Here is a 23,927-nt window from a genome sequence, read left to right as displayed (position 1 = left end):
CCGCGCTCCGGCCGCGCCGGGCGCGTCCCGGGGGCCGCGGCCGCCGCCGGTGCCGCGAAAGCGCGCGCTGCAGGGACGGCTGCCGCCGGGAAAGCGCGCGCGGCGGGGATGGCTGCCGCCGGGACCGCAACCGCCACTCTGGCAAGGGCCGGAAAGGCTGCCTCGAACAGAACGTCACGGCTGGGCGGCTGGGTACGCCGCCAGAGTTCCGCGCGGATCGGCGCCGCCGCAGCCGCCGTCGTCGTCATTGGCCTGCTGATCTGGGGGCTGACCTCGCTGGGCGGCAGCCCGAAGCAGCCCGCGGCGGACGTCGCCCCCGCTGCCGCCGCGACGTCGGCCGCCCCCGCGAGCCGGGGACCGCTGCCGCTGGAGGGGGTCGGCCCGCTGGACTTCCAGCCCGGCGACTGTTTCAAGGATTTCGATCCGGAGGCGCCGCAGTCCACCATTGTGGACTGCACCACGGGTCACTCGGCCCAGCTGATCGCGGTCCACCACTATCAGGCACCCGATACCTATCCCGGCCTGGACGCGCTGAAGGACAAGGGCCGCGAAACGTGCCGCAGTGCGCAGTTGGCCGCTGCCGCCACCACCTACAACCTGCTCCAGCGCAACGCCTACCCGAGCTCCTCGAGCTGGGACAAGGGCGACCGCCGCGTGGACTGCTACGTGACCGCGGATGCCGGGAACGTCATCATGGAATCTCTGGTCCCCTAGAGGGATCCCGCCGGTCCCTCACGGGGTTCTGCACGGAAGAGGCCTGCCAGCCGGAGCACGCTCCGGCTGGCAGGCCGTGTTTAATGCCGCGTTACTCCTTGCGGCGGACGGAGAGCCCGCTGCCGGTGGAGGCGCCGCCGTCGGGCCGGTCCGACGCGTCGACGCCGCCCAGGGTCAGCTCCGTGAGGTCCGGTGCGGTGTCCACCAGCACGGTGTCGCCGTCCGTGATGTCGCCCGCGAGGATGGCCTTGGCCAGCCGGTCGCCGATTTCGCGCTGCACCAGGCGGCGTAGCGGCCGCGCGCCGTAGGCCGGGTCGAAGCCGGTCACGGCAAGCCAGGCGCGGGCGCCCTCGGTGACTTCCAGGTTGAGCCGGCGGCCCTTGAGGCGTTCGCCCAGTTCCTTGACCTGCAGCTCCACGATCCGGGACAGCTCCTCGACGCTTAGCGGGTCGAACAGCACCACCTCATCGAGCCGGTTCAGGAACTCGGGCTTGAAGGAGGCGTCCACGGTGGCCATGACGGCCCGGCGCTTGGCGTTGGCGTCCAGGGCCGGGTCGACCAGGAACTGGCTGCCAAGGTTGGACGTGAGCACCAGGATCACGTTGCGGAAGTCCACGGTGCGGCCCTGGCCGTCGGTGAGCCGGCCGTCGTCGAGCACCTGCAGGAGGATGTCGAACACCTCGGGGTGGGCCTTCTCCACCTCGTCCAGCAGCAGCACGGAGTACGGGCGGCGGCGGACGGCCTCGGTCAGCTGGCCTCCCTCCTCGTAGCCCACATAGCCGGGGGGCGCCCCGACGAGCCGGGCCACCGAGTGCTTCTCGGAGTATTCGGACATGTCGATCCGCACCATGGCGCGTTCGTCGTCGAACAGGAAGTCGGCCAGAGCCTTCGCGAGTTCGGTCTTTCCGACACCCGTGGGGCCGAGGAACAGGAAGGAGCCGGTGGGCCGGTTGGGGTCGCTGATGCCGGCCCGGGCCCGGCGGACGGCGTCCGAGACCGCGGTGACGGCCTTGGCCTGGCCGATGAGCCGCTGGCCCAGGACATGCTCCATCTCCAGCAGCTTCTGGCTTTCGCCCTGCAGCATGCGGCCGGCGGGGATGCCGGTCCAGGCGGAAATCACCTCGGCGATGTCGTCGGCGGTGACCTCTTCGGCCACCATGAGTTCCTGCTTGGCGCCGCCGCCGGCCACCCGGGCCGACTCCGCCTCGGCGGCTTCGTTGAGTTCCCGCTCCAGGGCGGGGAGTTCGCCGTACAGGATCCGGGAGGCGGCCTCGAGGTCGCCTTCGCGCTGGAATTTCTCGGCGGCGGAGCGCAGTTCGTCGATTCGGGCCTTGAGGTCGCCGACGCGGTTCAGGCCAGCCTTCTCGGCTTCCCAGCGGGCGTTGAGCCCGGCGAGTTCCTCTTTCTTGTCCGCCTTGTCCGCCCGGAGGGCGGCCAGCCGCTCTACCGACGCGGGGTCGGTCTCGTTGGCCAGGGCCAGTTCCTCCATGGTCAGGCGGTCCACGGAACGGCGCAGCTGGTCGATCTCCTCCGGGGCGGAATCGATTTCCATCCGCAGCCGGGACGCGGCCTCGTCGACGAGGTCGATCGCCTTGTCCGGGAGCTGGCGGCCGGAGATGTAGCGGTTGGAGAGGGTGGCGGCGGCGACGAGGGCGGAGTCGGCGATGGCGACCTTGTGGTGCGCCTCGTAGCGTTCCTTGAGTCCGCGCAGGATGCCGATGGTGTCCTCCACGCTCGGCTCCCCGACGTAGACCTGCTGGAAGCGGCGTTCCAGGGCGGGGTCCTTCTCGATGTTTTCGCGGTACTCGTCCAGGGTGGTGGCGCCGATCAGCCGCAGCTCGCCGCGGGCGAGCATTGGCTTGAGCATGTTCCCGGCGTCCATGGAGCTGTCCCCGGTGGCGCCGGCCCCCACCACGGTATGGAGCTCGTCGATGAAGGTCACGATCTGGCCCTCGGAGCCCTTGATTTCCTCCAGGACGGCCTTGAGCCGTTCCTCGAATTCGCCGCGGTACTTGGCGCCGGCCACCATGGACGCAAGGTCCAGGGCGATCAGGGTTTTGCCGCGCAGGCTTTCGGGCACGTCGCCGGCGACGATCCGCTGGGCGAGGCCCTCGACGACGGCGGTCTTCCCGACGCCGGGTTCGCCGATGATGACGGGGTTGTTCTTGGTCCGGCGGCTGAGCACCTGGATGATGCGGCGGATCTCGGCGTCGCGGCCGATCACGGGGTCCAGCTTGCCGGAGCGGGCAATCGCGGTGAGGTCAGTGCCGTACTTCTCCAGGGCCTGGAAGGTGTTTTCGGGATCGGCGGTGTCCACCTTGCGGTCGCCGCGGACACCCGGGAGGGCGGCCAGGAGGGCCTCGTGGGAGGCGCCGGCGTCGCGCATCAGCCTGCCGACGGCGTCACTTCCGGACGCGAGCCCCAGCAGCAGGTGCTCGGTGGAGACAAACGTGTCCCCGAGCCGCTCGGCCTCGTTCTGGGCGTTCTTGATGGCCTGCAGGGCGGTGCGGGACAGCTGCGGCTGCTGCACCGAACTGCCGGAGGTCGAGGGGAGGGCCTTGATCGCGGCGCTGGCCTGGACGCTGACGGAATCCGGATCCGTGCCGGTGGCGCGGAGGAGCGCCACGGCCACCCCCTCGCGCTGGTCCATGAGTGCCTTGAGCAGATGAGCGGGTTCGAGCTGGGGGTTGCCTGCCGTCGAGGCGTTCATGGCGGCTGCCGCAAGAGCCTCCTGGCTCTTGGTGGTGAATTTGGCGTCCAAAGAGAGCTCCTTCCGGGAACATGCTGATATCAAAGTTGAGTCTACTCCGCTCAACTTTGCACAGGGTCCGTTTGACTCCATGTTTGCCGACGGCGAAACTGCTGTCTAGTGCCGGAGTCCCCCGGGGGCAAACCTGCTCCGCCCCGGGGGGACATGACCTCTGTGCGGGGCGCGGGTCCAGGTTTGGGAAGGGACATGCCCTCCGCGCGGGCGCGCGCGTCCAGGTTTGGGAAGGGACATGCCCTCCGCGCGGGCGCGCGCGTCCAGGTTTGGGAAGGGACATGCCCTCCGCGCGGGCGCGCGCGTCCAGGTTTGGGAAGGGACATGCCCTCCGCGCGGGCGCGCGCGTCCAGGTTTGGGAAGGGACATGCCCTCCGCGCGGGCGGGCCGCTGGACATAGTCCCAATATGCCCACTCCCCGGACCCGGAGCTGGACATGCGCCCAAGGACCGGAGCGCAGGAATGGACATGCCCTCCGCGCGGGGGCGCGGGTCCAGGTTTGGGAAGGGACATGCCCTCCGTGCAGGCGAACCGGTGGACATAGTCCTAATATGCCCACTCCCCGGGCGCGGGACTGGACATGTCCCGCGCAGCCAGGGCCTGTCCCGCCGCGCCCGCGGCCTGGCCTCCCCGCCGCGCCCGCGGCCTGGCCTCCCCGCCGCCAGATGACCTAAGCCCCGTTAACCCATTCGACGGTCGGCTCCCCCAAGGAGCCGACCGTCGTTTGATGGGGGCTGGCCCGATGTCGGCGGGCCAGCTCCGAGGAGCGGTCGAGGGAACCGCTCCCGCAGGGGATTTAGTTGTTCAGGTATCTTGTCACACGTATGACAAGACTGTCACGTCCCTTTTTGAAGTTTTCCGTGGGTAGTCTTTTGACCATGGATGAGAAAGCGGCAGCGCAGCACCACACCACCGGATCCATCTTTCTGGACAAGGAGCACCCGGCCGCCTGGCGGGCCCTCAACGGACTGGGCCTCAAAGCCAAGGAGGCCGCGGACGAGGCCGGCCTGGACCGGACGCTGATCGAGCTGCTGAATGTCCGCATCTCACAGATCAACGGCTGCGCCTACTGCCTGGACCTGCACGTGGGCGACGCCGTGAAAAACGGCGAATCCGCGCAGCGCCTGGCCGTCCTGCCCGCCTGGCGGGACACGAACCTCTTCACCGAGACGGAACGCGCCGCCCTGACCCTGGCCGAGGCGATCACCAACATCTCGGACGCCCGGGCCCGCGAGCACGAGGGCGCTGCCGCCCGGAAACACCTCACGGACGGGCAGTTCTCCGCCATCAGCTGGCTGGTGATCGCCATGAACGCCTTCAACCGGGTGTCCATCGTCAGCCAGCACCCTGTCCGGAAGGACCGCGGGGAGCCCGGCACCTCCGGCCGCCGTCAGGCCGGGTAGATCGACACCGCCGCCGCCTTGACCACGAAATAGACCTCAAGGCCCGGCGCCAGCCCGAGGTCGGCGGAGGCGGCAGGGGTCACGTCCGCGGACAGCTCGCCGGCGCGGACCCGGATCTGGTCCCCGTGCGGCTCCAGGTCCGTGACCGTGACGGGGAACGAGTTCCGCGGGCTGCCGTGCGCCTCGCTCAGGAACAGGGACACGGCCGACGGCGGGAACGCCGCCACGCCGGCCTGCCCGGGAACCAGCGGCGCGTCGTGCTGGCCCGCGAACTCCAGGCCCTCGGCGGACCGGATCCCGGCGGGCGTCGCGGTGCCCGCCACCAGGTTCAGCCCGGCCAGCCCCGCGGCGAAGCGGCTGCGCGGCCGCCGGAGCACGTCACGGGTGGGCCCGTCCTCGGTGATCCGGCCCTCCTCCATCACAATCACCCGGTCCGCGAGCATGTAGGCATCCAGGACGTCGTGGGTGACGATGATGGCGCGCCGCCCGGCGAGCACGCGCTTGAGCAGCCGCCGCAGCAACGGAGCCGCATGGATGTCAAGGGCGGCGAGGGGCTCGTCCAGCAGCAGGATCTCCGGGTTCACGGCCAGGGCACGGGCCGCCGCCACGCGCTGCGCCTGCCCGCCGGACAGCTCCCCGGGCCGGCGGTCGGCGAGGTCGGCGGCGTCGACCTCGGCCAGCCAGTGCCGGGCCGCCTCCCGCGCTTCCCGCTTGGGAACGCCCGCGCTCCGCGGCCCGAAGGCGACGTTTTCGAGGGCGCTCAGGTGCGGAAACAGCAGGGGGTCCTGGGCCAGCAGGGCGGTTCCGCGGCGATGCGGCGCGGTCCAGGTGTGCACGCCGGCACCGAGCTCGAACAGCACCCGGCCGTTCACTCCGGCCCGGCCGGTGTCCGGGCGGAGCAGCCCGGCGACCACGGAGAGCAGCGTGGATTTCCCGGCCCCGTTCGGGCCGAGCACGGCCACCGTCTCGCCCGGCGCCAGGCTCAGCGAGACCTCAAAGCGGCGGGCGGCGAGGGCGGCGTCGAGCGTGAACGTCATGCCGCCGCCCGCGCGGGGGTGCCGGGGGGCGCCGTCCGGCCGCCGGAGCCGGCGGGCGCGGGTCCCCGGTAGGTGAGCCCGACGACGACGACCGCCACGATGACCAGCAGCAGGGACAGCGCGACGGCGGCGTCGGCGTCGGTCTCCCGCTGCAGGTAGATCTCCAGCGGCAGCGTACGGGTGACGCCCTGCAGGCTGCCGGCGAACGTGAGCGTGGCGCCGAATTCGCCCAGGCTCCGGGCGAAGGAAAGCACGGCCCCGGACGCGAGACCGGGCAGGACCAGCGGCAGGGTGACCCGGCGCAGCACGGTGGTGGGGCGCGCACCGAGGGTCGCGGCGACGGCCTCGTACCGGCTGCCGGCCGACCGGAGGGCGCCTTCGAGGCTGACCACCAGGAACGGCAGGGCCACGAAGGTCTGGGCGAGCACCACCGCCGTCGTCGTGAATGCGATCTGGATGCCGGCGATTTCGAGGCTCTGCCCCAGGAGGCCCTGGCGTCCGAAGGCGTACAGCAGCGCGATACCGCCCACCACGGGGGGCAGCACGAGCGGCAGCAGGACGAAGGACCGCAGCAGCCGCTGGCCCGGGAAGTCGCCGCGGGCCAGCACCAGCGCCAGCGGCACCCCGAACAGCACGCACAGCACCGTGCTCGCGGCAGCCGTGCGAAGACTAAGCCCCAGGGCGGTGAGGGAGGATTCCGAGGTGATGAGCGGGATGAACTGCGGCCAGTTGACCCGGCCCAGCATGGCCGCGAGCGGCAGCAGCACCAACAGCGCCCCGACGGCGGCAACGGCCATGACCCAGCGCGGAATGCCGTTGTAGGTGCTGTCTCTCCGACGTCGCATGCGCACCTAGGGGGTGCCGAATCCGGCGCCGCGGAGGAGTTGCTGGCCGTCCGGGCCCAGGACGGCCTCGATGAAAGTGGCCGCGAGTTCCTTGTCCTTGCCGGTCCGCACCGCCGCAATCGGATAGGTGTTCACGGCCTGCGCCGCCTCCGGGAAGGGGACCTCCTGCACCTTGTCCCGGGCGGCCTTGACGTCCGTGACGTAGACCAGCCCGGCGTCGGCCTCCCCCGAGATGACCTTGCCCAGGACATCGGTCACGGACGATTCCTCGCTGACCGGTGCCAGCGTGACGCCGGTGTCCTGCTCGACCGCCTTCGCGGCCGCGCCGCACGGGACCTGCGCCGCGCAGATGACCGTCCTGACGCCGGGACGGGCGAGATCGGCAAAGGAGGCGATGGGCGCGGGATTCCCCGGGGGCACGGCGATGGTCAGCACATTGCTCGCGAAGTCCCGGGGCGATCCTTCCACCAGCCCCGCACCGCTCAGCCTTGCCATGGTGTTGGCGTCGGCGGACGCGAAGACATCCGCCGGGGCGCCCTGGCTGATCTGGGTGGCGAGGTCGGAGGACCCTGCAAAGCTGAGGGTCACGGTGGTTCCGGGGTTCGCGGCCTCGAACTGCTCGGCGAGCGCCGTGAAGGGGGCCTTGAGGGAAGCAGCGGCGAAGACGGTGACGGTCCTACCGGCGTCCCCGGCATCCCCGGCATCCCCGGCCGGCGCGGCGCAGCCCGCCAGGCCGGCGGCAACCACGCCTGCCGCCAGCGCGGCGGCGGCCCTGAGGGCGGGCCTCATATGACCCCCTTGCCTTTGGGTGTTTCGATAATCACCGTGGTGGCTTTGACGACGGCGGTCGCGACCGAGCCGAGCTCCAGGCCGAGTTCCCGCACGGCCTCGCTGCTCATCAGAGACACCACCCGGAACGGCCCGCACTGCAGTTCCACCTGGGCCATAACGGTGTCGGCGGTGATCGCCGTGACGAGGCCGGTGAAGCGGTTGCGGGCCGAGCTGCCGGCCTTGGCCGGGTCCTCCGGAAGCTGGGCCTGCTCCCGGGCGAGCCGTGCGAGTTCCAGCCCGTCGACGGCAAGCCGTCCGGCGTTGTCCTTGAGCGGGGTCAGGCTTCCGTTCTCGGTCCAGCGCCGGATGGTGTCGTCGCTGACACCCAGCAAACGGGCCGCCTCGGAAACGCGAATATTAGGCATAGGGCTACTCTAACCCGCACTTGCGGACTGGAACCCGCTACTGAACCCGCAAATTCGGACCCTCGTCCCCCGCGCGCTGGCTTCGACCGGCCCGGACCCGCTCGCTCTAGCCCCGGCGCCGCCACCGGACTTAAAATTTCCGCGAGGGGTGGAGCCGCGGTCGCCGAGGAGCACCGCCGTGAAGTGGATTACACCTGTTGACCCGGGCTACGACGAGTCCCGGACGCTGTTCAACGCCATGATCGACCGCCGTCCGGCGGTGATTGCCCCCTGCAGCTCTCCGGCCGACGTCGCCGAGGCGCTGAAATACGCCAGGGACCACAACCTTGCCGTCGCCGTGCGCGCCGGCGGTCATTCCGTCGCCGGCATGTCACTGAACGACGGCGGCCTGGCGATCGATGTGCGGCCGATGAAGTCCGTCAGCGTGGACCCGGACGCCCGCACGGTCACCGCCGGCGCCGGGCTGACGTGCGGGGAGTTCCGCGTCGGGGGAGCAGGTCACCGCCAGCGCCGCGGAAAACTCCGAGTTGTTCTGGGCCCTGCACGGCGGCGGCGGGAATTTCGGCGTCGCCACTTCCTTCACGTTCGGGCTGCACCGGCTCGGTCCGACGGTCCACGCGGGCCTGATGCTGTGGCCCGGCGACGCGGCGGATGAAATCAGCCGGGGCTACCGGGAACTGGCCCTGGCGGCACCGAATGAGGAAACCGGCGCGATCATCTACCTCACCGTCCCATCCGAACCCGGCATGCCCCCGGAGATGGTCGGCAAGATGGCGGTCGCCGTGTCCGTGATCGAGATCTGGGGTGTCGCCACGCGGCTGACCAAACGCCTCAACGCCCTGGGAATCCATTCGATCCTTGACCTGTCCCGGGCCGATCCGGTCATGATCCGGGACCGCTTCTCCGTGGTCATGATGCGCACCGTCCTGGAACTGCAGGGCACCCCCTGCATCCCGATGGAGGAAGAACGCATCGGCCGGGACCAGCTCATCTTCTCCCGCTCCTTCGCCACCCCCATCACCACCGCCGCCGGGATCCGGCAGGTCATGAGCGTCTACGGCCAGCAGGCCTCCGCGCGGCTGGCCAAACACGGACTCCAGGCCAAAGTCCTCACCGCGTTCGCCGGCACCTCACGCTTCAACCCGAAAGACACCTCCTACCCCTCCGTCTGCGTGCCGCTGCCGATGCCGACCGCCGACCCGGTGATCCTGACCAAGGCCGCCCACGCGCTCCTGCCCCGGATCTGCGAGGGCATCCGGTACGCCCGGGCCGGGATCATGGTCACCGACCTGAGGCCCACCGGCAACCAGGCACCCCTGGCCCTGTTCGAAAACCCGCACGAGGAACGCCACGTCGGAACACTCCTCGAAGACATCACCCGCCGGTACGGCCGCGGCTCCATCGGCCTGGGCCACGGCGGCATCCGCGGCGGACCGGACTGGACCATGAAACGGGACATGCTCTCCCCCCGCTACACCACCCACTGGGACGAACTCCCCCTCGTCAAAGCCGCCTAACCCAAACACGCCAGCACGACCGCACCACGAAAGAACGCACCCCCATGAGCACCGCCATCGCCGACACCGCCCTCCAGACCCCCGACACACTGGTCCGTACCGACGCGTCAGGCAAACCCCTGGCCATCCGGCACGACGGACGGATCTGGCTGGTCGATCCCGACACGGATTCCCAACACTGGTACGGACGGGACGCCTGGTGGGACACCCGCCGCACAGCAGCCGTCGGCAGCGGGGACCTGGTCAGCATCGAATTCTGGCGGGTTCAGGTCCGTTCCGGCACCCACTCCGGTCTCCGGACCGCCACCCTGCGCCGGGCACCGCTCTCCACCCAGTGGCTGCTGGAGAGCATCAGCGACGCCGACGAAGCCACCGAGAATTGAACCCCAAGCCCATCAACGATCTAACGTGGGCAGGGATCCGGACGGAATTCACGCTGCCGACCCTGCAGCAGGTGCGGCGCCGGCTCTCCGAGCTCATGGAAGACCCCGAACCGGTGATGCGGCAGCTCGTCCGCGTCTTCATCGACGACGGGACCTTCTGCCCGGGATTCCAGTTCCTCCCCGGCGGCCAGCTCCGCCCCACCGTCGTTGCGCTCTTTCAACGTGCGATGGAGCTGGACATCCCGCACAACTGTAAGTCTTTACCCGGTTGCTCTGTGAGCGGCTGGCAGTCTGGTGCTGTGGCCTGGCTGGGGTGTGACTCACCCATGGGTTTGCCTCCGAACTCAGTTCTGCGGAGTGCGCTTTCTTGGATATGTCCGCCCTGGCCGGGCCCAGCATCGGTTCTGTCTACAGCGCTGGCCTGATTAGAAGCATGCCCACCCTGCACCGGGTGTGGCCCATTACAGACCTGCCACGCCGTAACCCACCGACGCACTTCCATTCCCGGCACTCAGGAGGAAAAGATGATCGTGGCAGAGCACTTCGGCTTCGTCGTCGGCATTGATACCCACGCCAAAACGCACACCCTCGCTATCATCAGTACCGCGAGCGGTGGAGAAATAGCGAACGAAACTTTCCCGGCCACCGCAACCGGAGGCAACCGGGCATTGTCCTGGATTCTGCGCCGCACCGGCGCATCTCCTGACTTGGTCCTGCTCTCCATGGAAGGAACCGGATCGTATGGTGCGAAACTGAGGCATCAGGCCGCGGGCGCCGGCTTCCAAGTCACCGAAGCGCCCGTCCCGAACCAACGGCTCGGCCGATACCAGGGTAAGTCGGATGCTATCGACGCCACCCGCGCAGCACGAGCTACCCTCAGCATCCCTATGGACCGCCTGCGGGAACCACGCTCGGGCCAGAACCAGATGGCACTTCGGGTCCTCTCGAATGCGCGTCGGACGATGGCCCGGGAACGCACTGCAGCCATCAACGCTCTGACGGCCCTCCTACGTATCGTGGAGCTCGGGCTGGACGCCCGCAAACCCTTGACTGTCACCCAGATCAACACGATCGCAGCTTGGCGGGAACGGAACGAGGAATTCGGAACTCAAACCTGCCGGCGGGAAGCCGTCAGGTTAGCGAAGCAAATCCTGACTCTGCAAGAACAAATGGCCCAAAACCACGCAGAACTTGAGGCACTCGTGCAGCAAGTCCAGCCGGCCCTTCTGAATATCTACGGAATCGGCCCGGTGCTTGCCGCAATCATCCTCACGGCCTGGTCACACACCGGAAGAGTCCGGTCTGAGGCGGCTTTCGCTGCTCTTGCCGGCACATGCCCAGTTCCGGCCTCATCAGGTGGCACAACAAGATTCAGGCTGAACCGCGGAGGCGACCGGCAACTCAACAAAGCCATCTACACCGTCGCACTCATCAGAATGAACAGGGACCAAGCCACTAAGGAATACGTCGCCAGACGAACAAGCCAGGGCGCACCAAGAAAGAGATCATCCGCAGCCTCAAGCGATACATCACCCGACAGATCTATCGGACACTAAACGCAGCAACCGAAGCTGTGAACAGCGAACCAAACCCCATCGTGGCATCAAATTGATGCTTTCAGCGGTGTCCTAGGTCTACACCTGGGCCCTCATTGCGCTTGGGTGACTTCCTGCTTGAGAAAAAGTTGATTGCGGCCATGGAGAGGAATATAGCTACGAGGACATAAGACCAAATCTGGGCCTCCCCTTTCCACGAGAAAGCTAAGCCCGCCCAGATCGCTGCCCCTACCAGATACAGGACCGTGACAAACAGACGCATCCTTGGATACAGCAGCTTCTTCCCCTGCCCAGGTCCGACTTCGTCTTCACGCATGCCCAAACCCTAACCGCACTTATGAATACATGACATCCTTCGATGGATCGGCATCGGGCGGATCCGCTCTGCATTCCTACAGCAACGTCTGCCGGACTTCTCGAGGCCACCACAAGAAGCCCAACCGCTTTACCTTGCGGCCTTGACGGATATAGAAGCATCTACTTCACGGTCTGGATGGTCACCCCCTCCAGGGACCTGGCCGGAGCCCGCCCCGTTGACCTGCTCAAGACCAATCCCTCTCCCCTGCTTCGCGCACTGGGGGCCTTCCGCTGGCGCTAGCACCTGCTCTTGACGACCCTGGTGGGATGCGTAGCGTGGCCCATGGGACTCATCTACGACAACCCGGACCTCGCAGCGCTCACGCTGACGAGGATGGCCGCGGAAGAGGCCGAGGGGCCCGGCGGCTTTGACGGGCGCATGCACGAATATTTGGGCGGCCTGGAACAGCGCAACGGCGCCGCATATCTGGAGCTGGTGGCCATGACCCTTGCCCGGGTCCATTTCAAGGCATTGGACGATCTGGCCCGGGCCACCGGCGGCGATTCGGCAGCGTTGCTGGATGCCGCTGAGGTGGACGCCCTGGAGACATCGTGACCTCCTGGAGCTAGAGGGGCCTTTCGGAAGTCCGGTTGCAGGATCAGGTCACACCGGGTGCGGCTCGGGCAGCATCCCTGCCGGTGTCTTCAGCAGCTTCACACCGGCCGTGCCGAAACTGGCGAGCAGGGCGACGGCTGAGATGACGAGCAGCGCAGGTTGTGCGAGACCCACTGCAATGCCCAGCATGCCCAACGGCATCAACGCCGCGAGCACAGGGTGAAGGACGTGAGCCCGGGCGAGACCGACAGCGAGCACGCACAGACCGACCGGGAGCAGGATGAAGACCAGCAGAACCGGGATCATGATGGCAAGGGTGCTCAGAGCGGTCACGATGTACTGTTGCATCGCTGCCTGGTCCAGTCCGGTGTCCGGTTTCCCGGCCACCCAGGCCATGTAGTCCATGCCGTCCATCGCTCCGTAGCCGACGAAGCCCATGAGAGAGAGTATGCAGCCCCAGAAGGCGGCCTTGGGATTGCTGGGGTGCGCCATTCGCGCCAGTCCGACGACGGCGGGCACGAAGAGGACCGCTGCGAGGAAGAACAGCGTGTGGGAGATGTAGAACTCCGTGGGGTGCCCGTGCGAGGCAGCATAATATGCCATGCCGTCCTCGATTCCGTGCCGCGGGTGCAGGAACGCCGCTCCGAGCATGAGGATGGGCGCGCCGATCATGAGCACGGCGAAGCCGACCCGCTCGGCATTGGCGTAGCCGTTACTAGTGACTGAACTGGTGGCCATTTCTGGCCCCCTTTCATTCCCTCCCCCTCAGGGGACTCACATCCTGTACGTCCAACTCCGGAAAATGACAGACAGCCCGACGACGACCTCCCGGAGAGAGCCCTCTTCACCCTCCCCGTTTTACGAGAATCTGTAGACACGCCCCCGCGATGGCGGCCGCGCCAGAACAAATCCCCTGGCCCCGAACCACCACAGAGTCCCGAGAATCTCTTAAGTACTCAAGACGATGCCCTTTGTAGTGGAGTCGAACCGAACAACCATCCGCTGCGCTCCGGGCAACGCCTGCCCATCGATGGCCTCGTGGGTGAGGTCGCCGTCCGCCCACAGGAACGCCAGCGAGCTATTCGGCGGCACAAGCCCATCAAACTTTTTCCGCTGCCGGGCAGACAGGACGTTTCCCACGAACAGTCCGTAGAGCGCCCCCGCGAGTATGCCGAAGGCTCCCCAGACGATGCCGGTGATCAGGCCGCCCCCGAGGAAGCCCAGGATCCCGCCACCACCGGTGAGGCCGCCGATCGCTCCAAAGATCAGCCCCAACACACCCCAGCTCGTCAGGGAGCTCCTGGCGCTAAAGCGCACCCCGAAGTTCGGGCTGTACACGTGCAGCCCACCACGAGCGTCGGACTCGAGCACCACCTCGACCTGCGGGAGGCCCGGATCGGGCGTCTTGCCCGTGGCGGCGAGCTTGGGGAGCGCTTCGCGGACCGTGTGCTGCCCGGGCAGGCGCACCAGCAGCATGTTCAACAGTGTGTCCCGGTCGCTGCTCTTCTCGGCCGCAGGCAGCTGCCCTCCCGGCCCGGTGGCCACCCCGGCGGGGCCACCGGGGGCGGCCAGCACGCGGGCGGACAGCTCCCCCGAGACCGCCACCAGACTTGCTGTCGTCGGCTCGTACGCCGCCGTGGTTGACAGGAGCGCCTCGTCGGCGGATTTCATGAACACTACGATCGCGGACGAGTCCGGCGGCATGCCCTCACCGATACGGCGCAACTGCGTCCCGCTCAGGGGCTGCTCGGAGTAGTAGGCAAAGAGCCCCCCGCAGACGGCACCGATCACCGCCCACCCTATCGGGCCGATTAACCCGCTAGAGAGCAGGCCAAACACCCCCCACGTCAGCGCCGCGGTCAAGGCACCCGCCACCGTGCGCTGCGGGTCGTAGACCCTGGCCTTCCCTTGCCCGTCCACCCGGATGATGGCCGAATCGAGGACGGCGCTGTCTTGCTGCTCAAGCTGCTTGCTCAGTGGCCGCCGTATCTGAGCGGCGCGCTTAGCCCCGTCGAAGCACAGGAGCAGAACGCAGAGCGCCGACGACGACCCGACCCGATCACTCACGATGTATCTCCCTCTGTTGTCACGTCATCTCAGCACCGCGCGCTGATATAAGGGCGCGAGCCCGAGGCCCTGCCGCGAAAGTACGTCTAGCCGACGACAAAGAACTTGAGGAAGTCCGACTTGGTTCTCCACGTGGCCGTGAACCCGTCAGGGAAGGAGTAGATACCCCCGGTGACGAGCGGAATTCTGTCCCCGGCGGCGGTTTCCAACTCGGCTTCGCCTTCGATCACGTGGAAGTTGTCGATGCCGTCGGCGCGGTAGGGGATTTCGGCGCCCTGCTCGGCGCTAATCCGCCACAGTCCGGTCAGCGGGCCTCCTTCTCCCTCCCGGCGGAGCCAGTGGATCTGGCCGGTCTCCCGGCCTTCCTCGATGAGCGGTTCCCATGACTCGGCGGTCACGGAGGAGCTGCGGTATTCAGTGGTGGTTGCCATGTTTCCCTCCAGGGGGCGTGGCCGGCGGTTTGCGCGGCCAATTTGTTTGGTACGACGGCTGTTGTCGCTGTGAGCTAGCACGCAGCTAGCGAGGGTGCCGGAGTTGCCCGCCGCTATCGACTGATCCTTCGATCCGTCCGCATTCGGGCGCCGGATACGCCGTGCTAAGGCATGTCCTGCTATGGCACAAAGACGATTTGCTAGGACTTAAGCTGCTTGACGATCTCGCCGGCGACCCGCTCACCGGACTGGATTGCGCCGTCGAGATAGCCAATGTTTTCGTCGGCCGTTTCGGTGCCGGCCCAGTGGATCCGGCCGACCGGTGCCCGGAGGGCTTCCCCAAAGGCGGTCAGGGCGCCGGGACTGGGCATGGCCCAATATGCTCCCCGCTGCCAGGGGGCGGCCGGCCAGGACTGTTCCACATACTCGATCGGGTTCTTCGCCTCGGGTCCCAGGTACGTGGCGAGATCTTCAAGGACCTGGGCGCGTCGCTCTTCGGACGAACGCTCGGCCCACTCCTGGGCGTAGCCGCCGCCGAAGAAGCCGACCATGCCGCCGGTTTTGACGCCCGGGACCGTATGGTCCATCCAAAAGCCCGTGACCGTGCGGTCGGAGAGGATTGATCCGGTCAGCCCGTTGGCGCGCCAGAACGGTGTCTCGTAGGCGACGTGTATTTTGATGATGCTGCCCATCGGCATCCGCTGGGTCAAGGCGTCCCGGCGCGGGGGCATCGGGGGAGTGTAGGAGATCCGGCCGGCCATCGGCGGGGCGGCAGCCACCACGGCAAACGCTGCCGTCCAGACGCCGGCGTCGGATGTGACCGTCACCCCGTCGTCGGTCTGCGCGATCGCCCGTACCGGCGCGTTCACGATGACCGTGTCGCCGAGCTCCTCGGCCAGCTTCGAGGCCATCTGCCAGGCACCGCCCACGAAGAGGGTCTCCTGGGCGCCGCCAACGGTGCCGATCATGTGTCCCATCCCCTCGTCCGCGGCGTTGTAGAACATCACGGCAAACGGTGACATCTGGCCGGGCTGGACGCAATACACTGTCTGCGCGATCACCCGGAAGACGGCCCGGGCCGGCTCCGAGGTGGTGGCACCCTGCAGCCAGCTCTCGAACGTCTGGGAATCAAGAACGTCCGCGCCCTCCACGGACCCCGGTGCGGTGACGTCGACCTTGCCGATCAGGGAATCCAGCTCGCCCATCAGCCTGTTGAACTCTGCGACGTCCGCAGGCTCAAGGGGAAGGTCTTCGCCTTCCTTGTAGCGGGCCTCGCGCCCCGTGACGTCCAGGATGTGCTCGCCCTCGATGTACTGCGGATAGGTCTGGACCCCGAACTCCTTTGCCAGGGCCAGCAGGTGGGTCTGGTTACTGCCCGCCCACTGCCCGCCAAGGTCCACGACATACCCCGCAAGAGTTCCAGGCATGGAGCGGCCGCCGACGCGGTCATCGGCCTCAAGCACGACAACCGAAACACCCGCCTTTTTAAGGTCCCGGGCGGCGGTCAGACCCGCGTAGCCGGCCCCTACCACGACAACATCGACATGAGAGGACTGGTTATTCATGCTGATTCTCCTTTTCCGGCTGAATTGCTCGTCATTTCTCGGGGCAGAGTCTGGGCACAACGCACCGGATCGCGGACGTTGGTCGCCATAAACCGCCGGGTGCGACCATCCGGGAGAGCAGCCAATGCGGACAAAAAGTTCTTTCCCGGTTGGGCGCGCGAGGTGGTTTAAGCTCATCCAACCCCTCCGGGATGATCGGTGCCATCCTCCACAGGGGGTGATATCGCGGGCATTGGTCCGCAACCGGGGCATTTCTTCTCAAGCCCACAACGAGGCACCACATGACTTATGTTCAGGCTTCGTCCCCGGGCGCTGATACGGTCTGCCAATGGATGAACTACTGCAAAGCCAGCCCGGTTTGAATGCCGAGGATCTTTCCGGGCGTCCCGGGTTCGATGAGCATTTTCTGGGTGTCCCGGTGGGCATTCCGGCCCTGGTCGGCGTCGAGTCGATCCAGCTCCCCTACACCCACTTTTCCGTCCTCATGCGGCCGGACAAACGCCTCGCAGCCGTCACCGCGCTCGGCATCGATGGCACCAAGCTGATGGATCTGGACCGGTCCGGGATCCAGTGGAGATTGGATCCGCGGCTGCGCGCGGACCAGCAGACGGGCGAGACGGTCTACGCCCGCAACGACATCGACCGCGGCCACCTCGTCCGCAGGGCGTCAGCGGTATGGGGCGACACCCGTGCCGAAGCTGCCCGGGCCAACATGGACACGTTCCACTACACGAACGCGGCCCCGCAGGCGGCCAAGTTTAACCAGGGCATGGACCTCTGGCTCGGCCTGGAGTCCTACCTGCTGGACCACGCCGCCGACCACGGCCGGCGGCTCGTCGTTTTCACGGGCCCGATCTTCGGTGACACCGACCCCGTCTACCGCGGCGTGCAGATTCCGTTGAAGTTCTTCAAGGTCGCCGCCTTCCTGCACGGCGGCTCCCTCGCCGCTACCGGATACGTCGTGGACCAGACACCCCAGCTGGCGGACCTGCCGGATGTACCCCGCCCTGGAGCACTCGACGATGCTCCCCCCTTGGGTCCGTTCCGAACATTCCAGGTCCCCATCAGAGACATCGCGGTACTGACCGGGCTCGACCTGGAACAACTGACCGCCGTGGACCGGATGCCCATCGCTTCCACCCTGCCCACCGCCCGGGTCACTTCAACCTGGCGGCGTCTGAGAACACCGCAGGACCTTGATCTCGACTTCGAACTAGACGACTAGGAACAGGACCCGCCCGGGCGTGTCCAACGCGAGCCTCGTCAACAAGGCGGTCAGCCGGAGACGGCTGCGCGTATCTGTTGCCGCGCACCGTCGCCGGTGACGGCTACAGTACGGGCGGGACTTTGGCCTCTGTTCAGGGCCCTTCGCGGGCCGGGAGGCTGTGGTTGTATTCGCCCGTGCAGGACCGCCCCCCGGTGAACCTGCCACGGCCACGCAGGAGGAGGCGGCATGTCCGCCCCCAACACGAATCCAATCCCCGCGAGCCGAGCAGGCCACCGATGAACCCGCCAAACAATGGCGGCGCCCCGACGGCGCCGTTCAACCAGAAACTCGCGCTGCTGCTGGCGATGGCGATGTTCGTCCTCGTCGTCGACACCTCGATCATGAACGTCTCGATCTCCGCCGTGGTGCAGGACATCGGCTCGACCGTCAGCGGACTCCAGTCGACAATCGCCCTCGAGGCGCTGGTCTCCGCGGCCTTCATCCTGATCGGCGGCAAGATCGGCGACCTGATCGGGCGCAAGCGCGCCAACGTGATCGGGCTCTGCTGCTACGCCGTCGGCGCCATAGCGATGACCCTGGCCCAGAGCCTCCTCCCGATCATCATCTGCTGGGCCCTCATCGGCGGGCTGGGCGCCTCGCTGCTCCTTCCCGCCATGCAGTCCCTCATCCACGGCAACTTCGAGGGAGATGCCCAGCACCGGGTCTACGCCCTCGTCGGCGCCTCGGCAGCGATCGCCGCCGCCGTCGGGCCTTTGCTCGGCGGCTTCATCACCACGTACCTGTCCTGGCGCGTCGCCTTCCTGCTCGAGGCCCTCATCATCGCGGTCGTCCTCTCCGGAATCAAACTCGTCAAAGACGTCCCGTACACCGGGCCCCGCGAGCTCGACATCTTCGGATCCATCCTTTCCATCGTCGGCATGGGCGGCGTCGTGCTCGGCATCCTGGTCTGGCAGGAAGGCGGCGAATCGGTGGGCGCCCTCCTCGCCGTCGGTGCCGTCGGACTCGGCGGCCTGGTCTACTGGCTCGTTCAGCGCAAACGCCACCACAAGCCGACACTGCTGGACCCGGACCTGTTCCAAGCGAAAACGTTCCGCTTCGGCGCCACCAGCCAAATGCTCCAGCAGATCGCCCTGGGCGGGACGATGATCGTGCTGCCCATCTACCTGCAAATGGTCCTCGGCTACAACGCCATGCAGTCAGGGCTCTCGATCGCCCCGCTCTCACTCACCATGTTCGCCGTCGCCATACTCGCGGGAAAGAGATCCGGGACGCGGCGCCCCGCCAGCCTCATACGCTGGGGCTTCCTGCTCCTGCTCGTGGGGCTGGTGGTCCTGGTCCCGATCGTGCCGCGCGCGGACTCCGGCTGGTGGCTCCTGATCCCGCTGATCATCGCCGGTGGCGGCCTGGGGCTGCTGGTATCCCAGCTCAACAACTACACCCTGTCCCCCATCTCGGACGAGAGGGTCAGCGAGGCCGCCAGCGTGAACTCGGCCGCGGGATCGTTCGGTCTGTCCTTCGGGCTCGCGTTCGCCGGCGGCATCATGCTCGCATCGCTCTCGACCATCTTCATCGGCCTGTCCAATGCCAGCACGGTCCTCCCGGCCGACGATAAGCAGCAGGTCGCGACGGTCCTGGAAAACGACGCCCAATTGATGAGCGACGCGCAACTCCAGGAACAGCTCGCCGGCCAGCCGGAGGACATCCAGAACGAAATTATCCGCATCAACACGGAGGCACGGCCCCTCGCCCTCCAGATCGCGCTGTTCGTCCCGATCCTCGCCGGCCTCGCCGGGCTCGGCACCTCCTTCCGCATGATGCGGATCCCCGACCCCGAGCCCGCCGGTACCGGTGAGGGGACACTCCTGGGCTAAGCCCCTCAACCGCCGAGGGCTGACGTGAGTGCGTTGCGCCGGCGTTGGCGTTGGCCTAAGCGCCGCCTCTTCCCGCGAACGCGCATTACGATTTACCCCCAGCGGTCCAAGGGATCGGACCAGGTCGATCACCGTACGTGGACCTGCGCGGTCGTCTAGCGATCTAGCGTGACCAAGCTGCTAAGTGGCTGCACGCCCGCCCGCTTAACAGGTCGTCGGTTGCGCGTCGCCCCGTCCGTCGTCCGTCATGATGATCGGGTGATCTTGGAGGGCAGAGCGGATGATCTTGGAGGGCAGAGCGGATGACCGTCGTGTTTCGAGTTCGACAGCCTCGGAGCGGTCCCAGTCGCCGCATTCTGCGGGGATCCCACGCAGAGACCTGGGTTCACTTGGCTTACAAGGCTCGAGTCGGTGAACCTGTGCTCTCGGCGGGGCTCGCCGCTTTCACCCGGATCGGGTGACATGCGAGGGTCTGCGTTGGCGGATGGCTGTCGGGTGTGGTCGTGCCTGTCTGGGTATGGACCACGGGGGAGGGCTTATGGCGCAGTTCTGCCGCAAGAAGGAGATTCAGCATGAATAATTAGTCCTCTCATGTCGTGGGCCTTGGTGGGCAGTGGGTAGCGAGTTCCCAGGCTCACCTGCAGGCCCTGGCCGTGGATTTAGGGGCAAGACCTACCCGCAGGACGTCGGGGGCTCCGGCAGGGCAACAGGTGCCCCGCCCCTGACGAACTCGATGCCTACCCGGCTACTCCCCGGTGCTCCATTGGGCTCCGGTCTCGGCCATGTAGGCGGCCACGGCAGCGTCGATGGTGCGGTAGAAGTGGCGCGGGTCGAATTGGCTTGTCAGTTCGTAGCGCTGGATCTTCTCCCGGACCCCGTCCTTGAGCTCCGCGACCACGAGCGAGGTGCCCTGCGCGTTCAGTTCCACGTCCAGCTCGAGCAGCACGTCCGCGGCGGTCGTGTCGACGTCGGTAATGGGTTCAGCCGCGATGATGATCCAGCGCGGTTTGGGTTCGGTGCGGGCCAGCCGCCGGATGTTTTCCCGGAACGGCCGGACGTTGGCGAAGAACAACGGCGCGTCGAAGCGGTAGATCACGAGGCCGGGCAGGTGCTGCGCGTCCGGGTGGAAATGCACATCGTGGAAACCCTCGACTCCCGGCACCCGCCCGATCACCGTCTCGTAGGGCCACCAGGCCCGGCGGAAGATGTGGAGGACGGACAGGCCCACCGCAATGGCGATGCCGGGCAGGACGCCCAGGAAGGCGACCCCGAGGAAGGCCGCGAGCGAGAGATTGAATTCGGTTTTGCGCTGGTGCCAGAGACGAATTGTGCCCGGGATGTCGGCGAGGGATATTGATGCGGTGATCACGATGGCCGCCAGCGCCGGCTGGGGCAGGTTCCGGAACAGCCCCGGCAGCAGCACGAGCATGAGGAGGATCAGCACGGCACCGGTCAGGCCGGTGAGCTGGGTCTTCGAGCCGGAGCGTTCCGCGACCGCGGTCCGGGAGCCACTGGTGCTCACCGGGAAACCCTGGAACAGGCCCGCTGCGAGGTTCGCCGCACCGATGCCGATCATTTCCTGGTTGCCACGGACCTCCTCACCGGAGCGCGCGGCGAACGCCGACGCCGTCGAGATCGTGTCCGTCAAAGACACGAGCGCAATCCCCAGCGCGCCGGCGAACATCAGGGCGATATCCGAGAACTCCACATTGGGGATCGTGAACGGCGGGAAGCCCTGCGGGAGTTCCCCGACGAGCGAGACACCGCGGTCGGCGAGGCCAAAGAGCGTCGTCGCCCCGATCGCGAGCACCACCATAACGAGCACCGACGGGACCTTGGGCAGCCAGCGCTGCAGAGCCAGGATCAGCACAATTCCGGCAATTCCGACGGTTGCCGCGGCCACCACCGTCTGGCCGTTGGCGACGCCCTGGACGAAGCCGGTGAGTTCCCCAATGAAGCCGTCAGCGTCCACCGAGAACCCGAAGAGCTTCGGGAGTTGGCCCACCAGAATGGTGATCGCGAGACCGTTCATGTACCCGATCATCGTGGGCTTGGAGATGAGGTCCGCGATGAAGCCGAGTTTCGCGACGGACGCGAGGACCATGATGACACCGACCATCAGCGCGAGCATGGACGCGAGGGCCACCGCTTTCTGCGGGTCCCCGTCGGATGCGACCAGCGGCAGGACGGTCGCCGCGATCATCGGGCCGAGTGAGGAGTCCGGCCCCAGCACGAGAATGCGGGACGGGCCGAAAACCGCATAGGCGACCAGGCAGAGCACGGTGGTGTACAGCCCGGTGATCGTGGGCAACCCGGCCAGCTCCGCGTAGGCCATGCCCTGCGGAACGAGCAGCGTCGCCAGGACAATGCCGGCGACGATGTCCTTGCCGAACCAGCTCCGCTGATAGTTCGCGGCAACGTCGAGGCCAGGCATCGACCGGCGCAGCCAGCCGCTCCGCCGGCGTGGGGTCTCGGTCATGAATGCACTCTGCCGGGCACCGGTGCCCGGTGCATCCTCCGCCGGGGGTGAACCGGGTCAGCCGCCGTCGTCGGTGTCTTAGTGCCCCGACGCCGCCAGCTCGGCCAGCAGCTCCGTCTTGCGCTCCTCGCGCGAGGTTTGCGCAGCCTTTGCCTGGCATTTCTGCACGACAATGGGTCAGGGGCCTCCGGTGTGAGGGAAGATCTCCGGAGCTGCGCGACTGAAGATGCCCGCCCGCAGCGGAAGCTCACGCCGAATCGGGATCATTGGCTGCGCTAGTAAGCAGGCGCGGTGTCCGTAAGCCGGTGGGCCGTCGAACGCCAAGCGCCAGAGGTGACTGCCCTAACTAGGAAACTAAGACGACCGCACCTGACTCGCCATAGGTCTGCCGATCTACGACGCCATCGTGGGGGTTCCATGAAGCCGACTTGAATCCCTCAATCCTCAAAGCCGGATATTTCTCGAACTCCGTCTTGACGATGGTCACGTTGCCTTCACAAATCAGTTCCCTTCCACCTTCAATCTCGATTTTGAGCCCATCCGGAAGATCCACGGCGGAGGTGAGAGTGAAGATGGAATCGAAAGGCCTCCCGTACCAACCGTCAGGTAGCACCAGACCAGCCCGACCGTGCTTTGCGAAGAAACGCTCAACTATATGGGCAGGCGGACCAAGAGTCATCCAGGGCTTACGGGTCATAGGTCGATCCTACCGACGGGCTTCTTTCACCGGACCCGCCCTCCGTCCGCCGGCGATGTTCGTCGCAACGCCATTGTGCGGTTGCCTCAGTCCGCCCTCAAGATGCCCGTAAGCCGGTCGATCAGCGGGCGCATGAAATTCGAACGCTTGCCCATGCCAGTGCGGGAGTCCACAGACCCGAATACCCCGATTCATTGCGCGATGAAGGTCCCCCAACTGCAACCAGACCAAACGACTGGCGGTGTCCCCCTTCCTTAGAACTGGGACACCCTCGGTGGGACGCTCCCCCGCGAATCCGAATCTGTCAGTTTCAGAAGTCGTCTGCACTGGATTCCGCGGAAGGACGGGACTGGTGCAGGCGACTCCTGACACGGAAGCATCCGAAGTCGTCTGCACCAACCGTCGTTTCGTTCGAAGGCGCGTGCACCAACCGCCATTCTGTTTGAAGGCGCGTGCACCAACCGCCATCGACGCTGGGCTCCTAGGAGTCCTGCTGGTCCTCAGCGGTCAGCGGTTCCGGTGGTCGGGGCGGCAGGTAACGGTAGAGGCTGGAGCGGGTGATACCGGTGGCTTTGACGATCTCGGAGATGGACTGATTTTCCTGGTCGCGAAGGTGGGTGGCGTAGGCGAGCTTCGCTGGATCGATCACGCTGGGCCGCCCGATCCTTTTGCCTTTAGCGACAGCAACGGCACGCGCGTGAGCTGCGCGTTCGATAGCGTAAGTTCGTTCCATTTGGCCGAAGAGCGCAAGCATCACAACTGCCAGCTGCGACATGGGATCCTCTGGATTGGCGGAATCAACCCTGATCGGGTCAGCCAGGTTCCGGACCCCGACACCGCGGCCAGCCAGGTCGTGGATCAGGTTCAGGGTGTCCCGGACGGTACGGCCCAACCGGTCCAGGGTATGCACCACGATCACGTCCCCCTCGCGGGCCTGGTCGAGTGCTTCATGCAGTCCGGGCCGGTTTGTCGTGGATCCGGATTTCTTGTCCACATAGATGTGTTTGGCGAGGATCCCCTCGCCGCGCAGTGCGTCGATCTGCCGGTCGAGGTCCTGTTTCGCGGTCGAGACGCGGGCATACCCAATATCCATTGACCCACTGTACCGATACTTATCCTGCACGCTCGGCACGGGACGTCTCAAAGAAGATAGTTGTGGAACGAAATCTGGCCGCGTGTCGCCACTTTTGGAAGAACCCGTCCTGGGCGTTCCACTTCCTAGGAAGTGGGACGGGTTGTACTGGCGATCGCGCACCCGACAGGG

At 66.8% G+C, this 23,927-nt stretch carries 21 protein-coding genes and 1 pseudogene; 9 read left to right on the top strand and 13 right to left on the bottom strand.

Features of this window, described 5'->3' with window-relative positions:
• The coding region (locus ACZYZ5_RS20200) for a septum formation family protein (RefSeq protein ID WP_463904134.1) at positions 1 to 714 on the top strand (714 nt) is incomplete at its 5' end.
• 91 nt (positions 715 to 805) lie between these two features.
• Here ACZYZ5_RS20200 and clpB read toward each other — a convergent pair.
• On the bottom strand, positions 806 to 3,475 hold the full coding sequence (gene clpB, locus ACZYZ5_RS20195) for an ATP-dependent chaperone ClpB (RefSeq protein WP_463904133.1): 2,670 nt from the start codon (positions 3,473 to 3,475) through the stop codon (positions 806 to 808).
• 878 nt (positions 3,476 to 4,353) lie between these two features.
• Here clpB and ACZYZ5_RS20190 point away from each other — a divergent pair.
• On the top strand, positions 4,354 to 4,878 hold the full coding sequence (locus ACZYZ5_RS20190; RefSeq protein WP_463904132.1) for a carboxymuconolactone decarboxylase family protein: 525 nt from the start codon (positions 4,354 to 4,356) through the stop codon (positions 4,876 to 4,878).
• On the opposite strand, the gene ACZYZ5_RS20185 is transcribed toward ACZYZ5_RS20190, so the two are convergent.
• From ACZYZ5_RS20185 to ACZYZ5_RS20170, 4 genes are read right to left on the bottom strand one after another with little or no spacing between them, the layout of a single operon-like run.
• Complete coding sequence (locus ACZYZ5_RS20185) at positions 4,866 to 5,915, bottom strand: sulfate/molybdate ABC transporter ATP-binding protein (protein ID WP_463904130.1); 1,050 nt, start codon at positions 5,913 to 5,915, stop codon at positions 4,866 to 4,868. The two genes, ACZYZ5_RS20190 and ACZYZ5_RS20185, sit on opposite strands and share 13 nt — an antisense overlap.
• Positions 5,912 to 6,760, bottom strand: a complete 849-nt coding sequence (locus tag ACZYZ5_RS20180; RefSeq protein ID WP_463904129.1) for an ABC transporter permease — start codon at positions 6,758 to 6,760, stop codon at positions 5,912 to 5,914. The genes ACZYZ5_RS20185 and ACZYZ5_RS20180 overlap by 4 nt, the downstream gene beginning before the upstream one ends.
• Before the next feature lie 6 nt (positions 6,761 to 6,766).
• Positions 6,767 to 7,549, bottom strand: a complete 783-nt coding sequence (modA, locus tag ACZYZ5_RS20175; RefSeq protein ID WP_463904127.1) for a molybdate ABC transporter substrate-binding protein — start codon at positions 7,547 to 7,549, stop codon at positions 6,767 to 6,769.
• Positions 7,546 to 7,956, bottom strand: coding sequence for a TOBE domain-containing protein (locus ACZYZ5_RS20170; RefSeq protein ID WP_463904126.1), 411 nt, complete (start codon positions 7,954 to 7,956; stop codon positions 7,546 to 7,548). Before ACZYZ5_RS20170 ends, modA begins: the two co-directional genes overlap by 4 nt.
• Before the next feature lie 178 nt (positions 7,957 to 8,134).
• On the opposite strand from ACZYZ5_RS20170, the gene ACZYZ5_RS20165 reads away from it, so the two are divergent.
• From ACZYZ5_RS20165 to ACZYZ5_RS20155, 3 genes and pseudogenes are all read left to right on the top strand, one after another.
• Positions 8,135 to 8,611 carry an FAD-binding oxidoreductase gene (locus ACZYZ5_RS20165; RefSeq protein ID WP_463904125.1) on the top strand — a complete coding sequence of 159 codons (477 nt, stop codon included), beginning with the start codon at positions 8,135 to 8,137 and terminating at the stop codon, positions 8,609 to 8,611.
• A 127-nt stretch (positions 8,612 to 8,738) separates the two neighbouring features.
• Positions 8,739 to 9,473, top strand: a pseudogene (locus tag ACZYZ5_RS20160) (DinB/UmuC family translesion DNA polymerase); the annotation flags it as partial.
• Between the two features lie 44 nt (positions 9,474 to 9,517).
• A complete protein-coding gene (locus ACZYZ5_RS20155; RefSeq protein WP_463904124.1) occupies positions 9,518 to 9,856 on the top strand; it encodes a hypothetical protein in 339 nt (112 codons plus the stop codon).
• Between the two features lie 20 nt (positions 9,857 to 9,876).
• Here ACZYZ5_RS20155 and ACZYZ5_RS20150 read toward each other — a convergent pair whose 3' ends face one another.
• Positions 9,877 to 10,077 (bottom strand): hypothetical protein, encoded by a 201-nt coding sequence (locus tag ACZYZ5_RS20150; RefSeq protein WP_463904123.1) that lies wholly within the window; start codon positions 10,075 to 10,077, stop codon positions 9,877 to 9,879.
• 303 nt (positions 10,078 to 10,380) lie between these two features.
• Between ACZYZ5_RS20150 and ACZYZ5_RS20145 the strand changes: the two genes are divergently transcribed.
• Together ACZYZ5_RS20145 and ACZYZ5_RS20140 are read left to right on the top strand one after the other, a co-directional pair.
• Positions 10,381 to 11,412, top strand: a complete 1,032-nt coding sequence (locus ACZYZ5_RS20145; protein WP_463904122.1) for an IS110 family RNA-guided transposase — start codon at positions 10,381 to 10,383, stop codon at positions 11,410 to 11,412.
• 640 nt (positions 11,413 to 12,052) lie between these two features.
• The gene (locus ACZYZ5_RS20140; RefSeq protein WP_463904121.1) at positions 12,053 to 12,325 is read left to right on the top strand and encodes a hypothetical protein; all 273 of its coding nucleotides are present in this window, start codon (positions 12,053 to 12,055) and stop codon (positions 12,323 to 12,325) included.
• Positions 12,326 to 12,373: 48 nt separating this feature from the next.
• Here the strand turns inward: ACZYZ5_RS20140 and ACZYZ5_RS20135 are convergent, their stop codons facing one another.
• The 4 genes from ACZYZ5_RS20135 to ACZYZ5_RS20120 all read right to left on the bottom strand — a co-directional run bounded on the left by ACZYZ5_RS20135 (position 12,374) and on the right by ACZYZ5_RS20120 (position 16,388).
• A complete protein-coding gene (locus tag ACZYZ5_RS20135) occupies positions 12,374 to 13,063 on the bottom strand; it encodes a hypothetical protein (RefSeq protein WP_463904120.1) in 690 nt (229 codons plus the stop codon).
• 210 nt (positions 13,064 to 13,273) lie between these two features.
• Entirely contained in the window at positions 13,274 to 14,392 is a 1,119-nt protein-coding gene (locus ACZYZ5_RS20130; protein WP_463904118.1) for a hypothetical protein, read from the bottom strand.
• Positions 14,393 to 14,478: 86 nt separating this feature from the next.
• A complete protein-coding gene (locus ACZYZ5_RS20125; protein WP_463904117.1) occupies positions 14,479 to 14,823 on the bottom strand; it encodes a cupin domain-containing protein in 345 nt (114 codons plus the stop codon).
• Between the two features lie 200 nt (positions 14,824 to 15,023).
• Entirely contained in the window at positions 15,024 to 16,388 is a 1,365-nt protein-coding gene (locus ACZYZ5_RS20120; RefSeq protein ID WP_463904115.1) for a flavin monoamine oxidase family protein, read from the bottom strand.
• A gap of 328 nt (positions 16,389 to 16,716) precedes the next feature.
• On the opposite strand from ACZYZ5_RS20120, the gene ACZYZ5_RS20115 reads away from it, so the two are divergent.
• Positions 16,717 to 17,613 carry a DNA/RNA non-specific endonuclease gene (locus ACZYZ5_RS20115; protein ID WP_463904113.1) on the top strand — a complete coding sequence of 299 codons (897 nt, stop codon included), beginning with the start codon at positions 16,717 to 16,719 and terminating at the stop codon, positions 17,611 to 17,613.
• Between the two features lie 278 nt (positions 17,614 to 17,891).
• Entirely contained in the window at positions 17,892 to 19,487 is a 1,596-nt protein-coding gene (locus ACZYZ5_RS20110; protein WP_463904111.1) for an MFS transporter, read from the top strand.
• Positions 19,488 to 20,232: 745 nt separating this feature from the next.
• Here the strand turns inward: ACZYZ5_RS20110 and ACZYZ5_RS20105 are convergent.
• The 3 genes from ACZYZ5_RS20105 to ACZYZ5_RS20095 all read right to left on the bottom strand — a co-directional run bounded on the left by ACZYZ5_RS20105 (position 20,233) and on the right by ACZYZ5_RS20095 (position 23,756).
• The gene (locus ACZYZ5_RS20105) at positions 20,233 to 21,966 is read right to left on the bottom strand and encodes a SulP family inorganic anion transporter (RefSeq protein WP_463904110.1); all 1,734 of its coding nucleotides are present in this window, start codon (positions 21,964 to 21,966) and stop codon (positions 20,233 to 20,235) included.
• A 346-nt stretch (positions 21,967 to 22,312) separates the two neighbouring features.
• Complete coding sequence (locus tag ACZYZ5_RS20100; RefSeq protein WP_463904109.1) at positions 22,313 to 22,663, bottom strand: hypothetical protein; 351 nt, start codon at positions 22,661 to 22,663, stop codon at positions 22,313 to 22,315.
• Positions 22,664 to 23,144: 481 nt separating this feature from the next.
• Positions 23,145 to 23,756, bottom strand: coding sequence for a recombinase family protein (locus tag ACZYZ5_RS20095; protein ID WP_463904107.1), 612 nt, complete (start codon positions 23,754 to 23,756; stop codon positions 23,145 to 23,147).
• Positions 23,757 to 23,927 lie beyond the last annotated feature (171 nt).

It is taken from the genome of Pseudarthrobacter ribosi (assembly GCF_055412865.1).
Note: the sequence above shows the minus strand (reverse complement) of the source record. Positions and strands in the feature narration are given on the sequence as shown.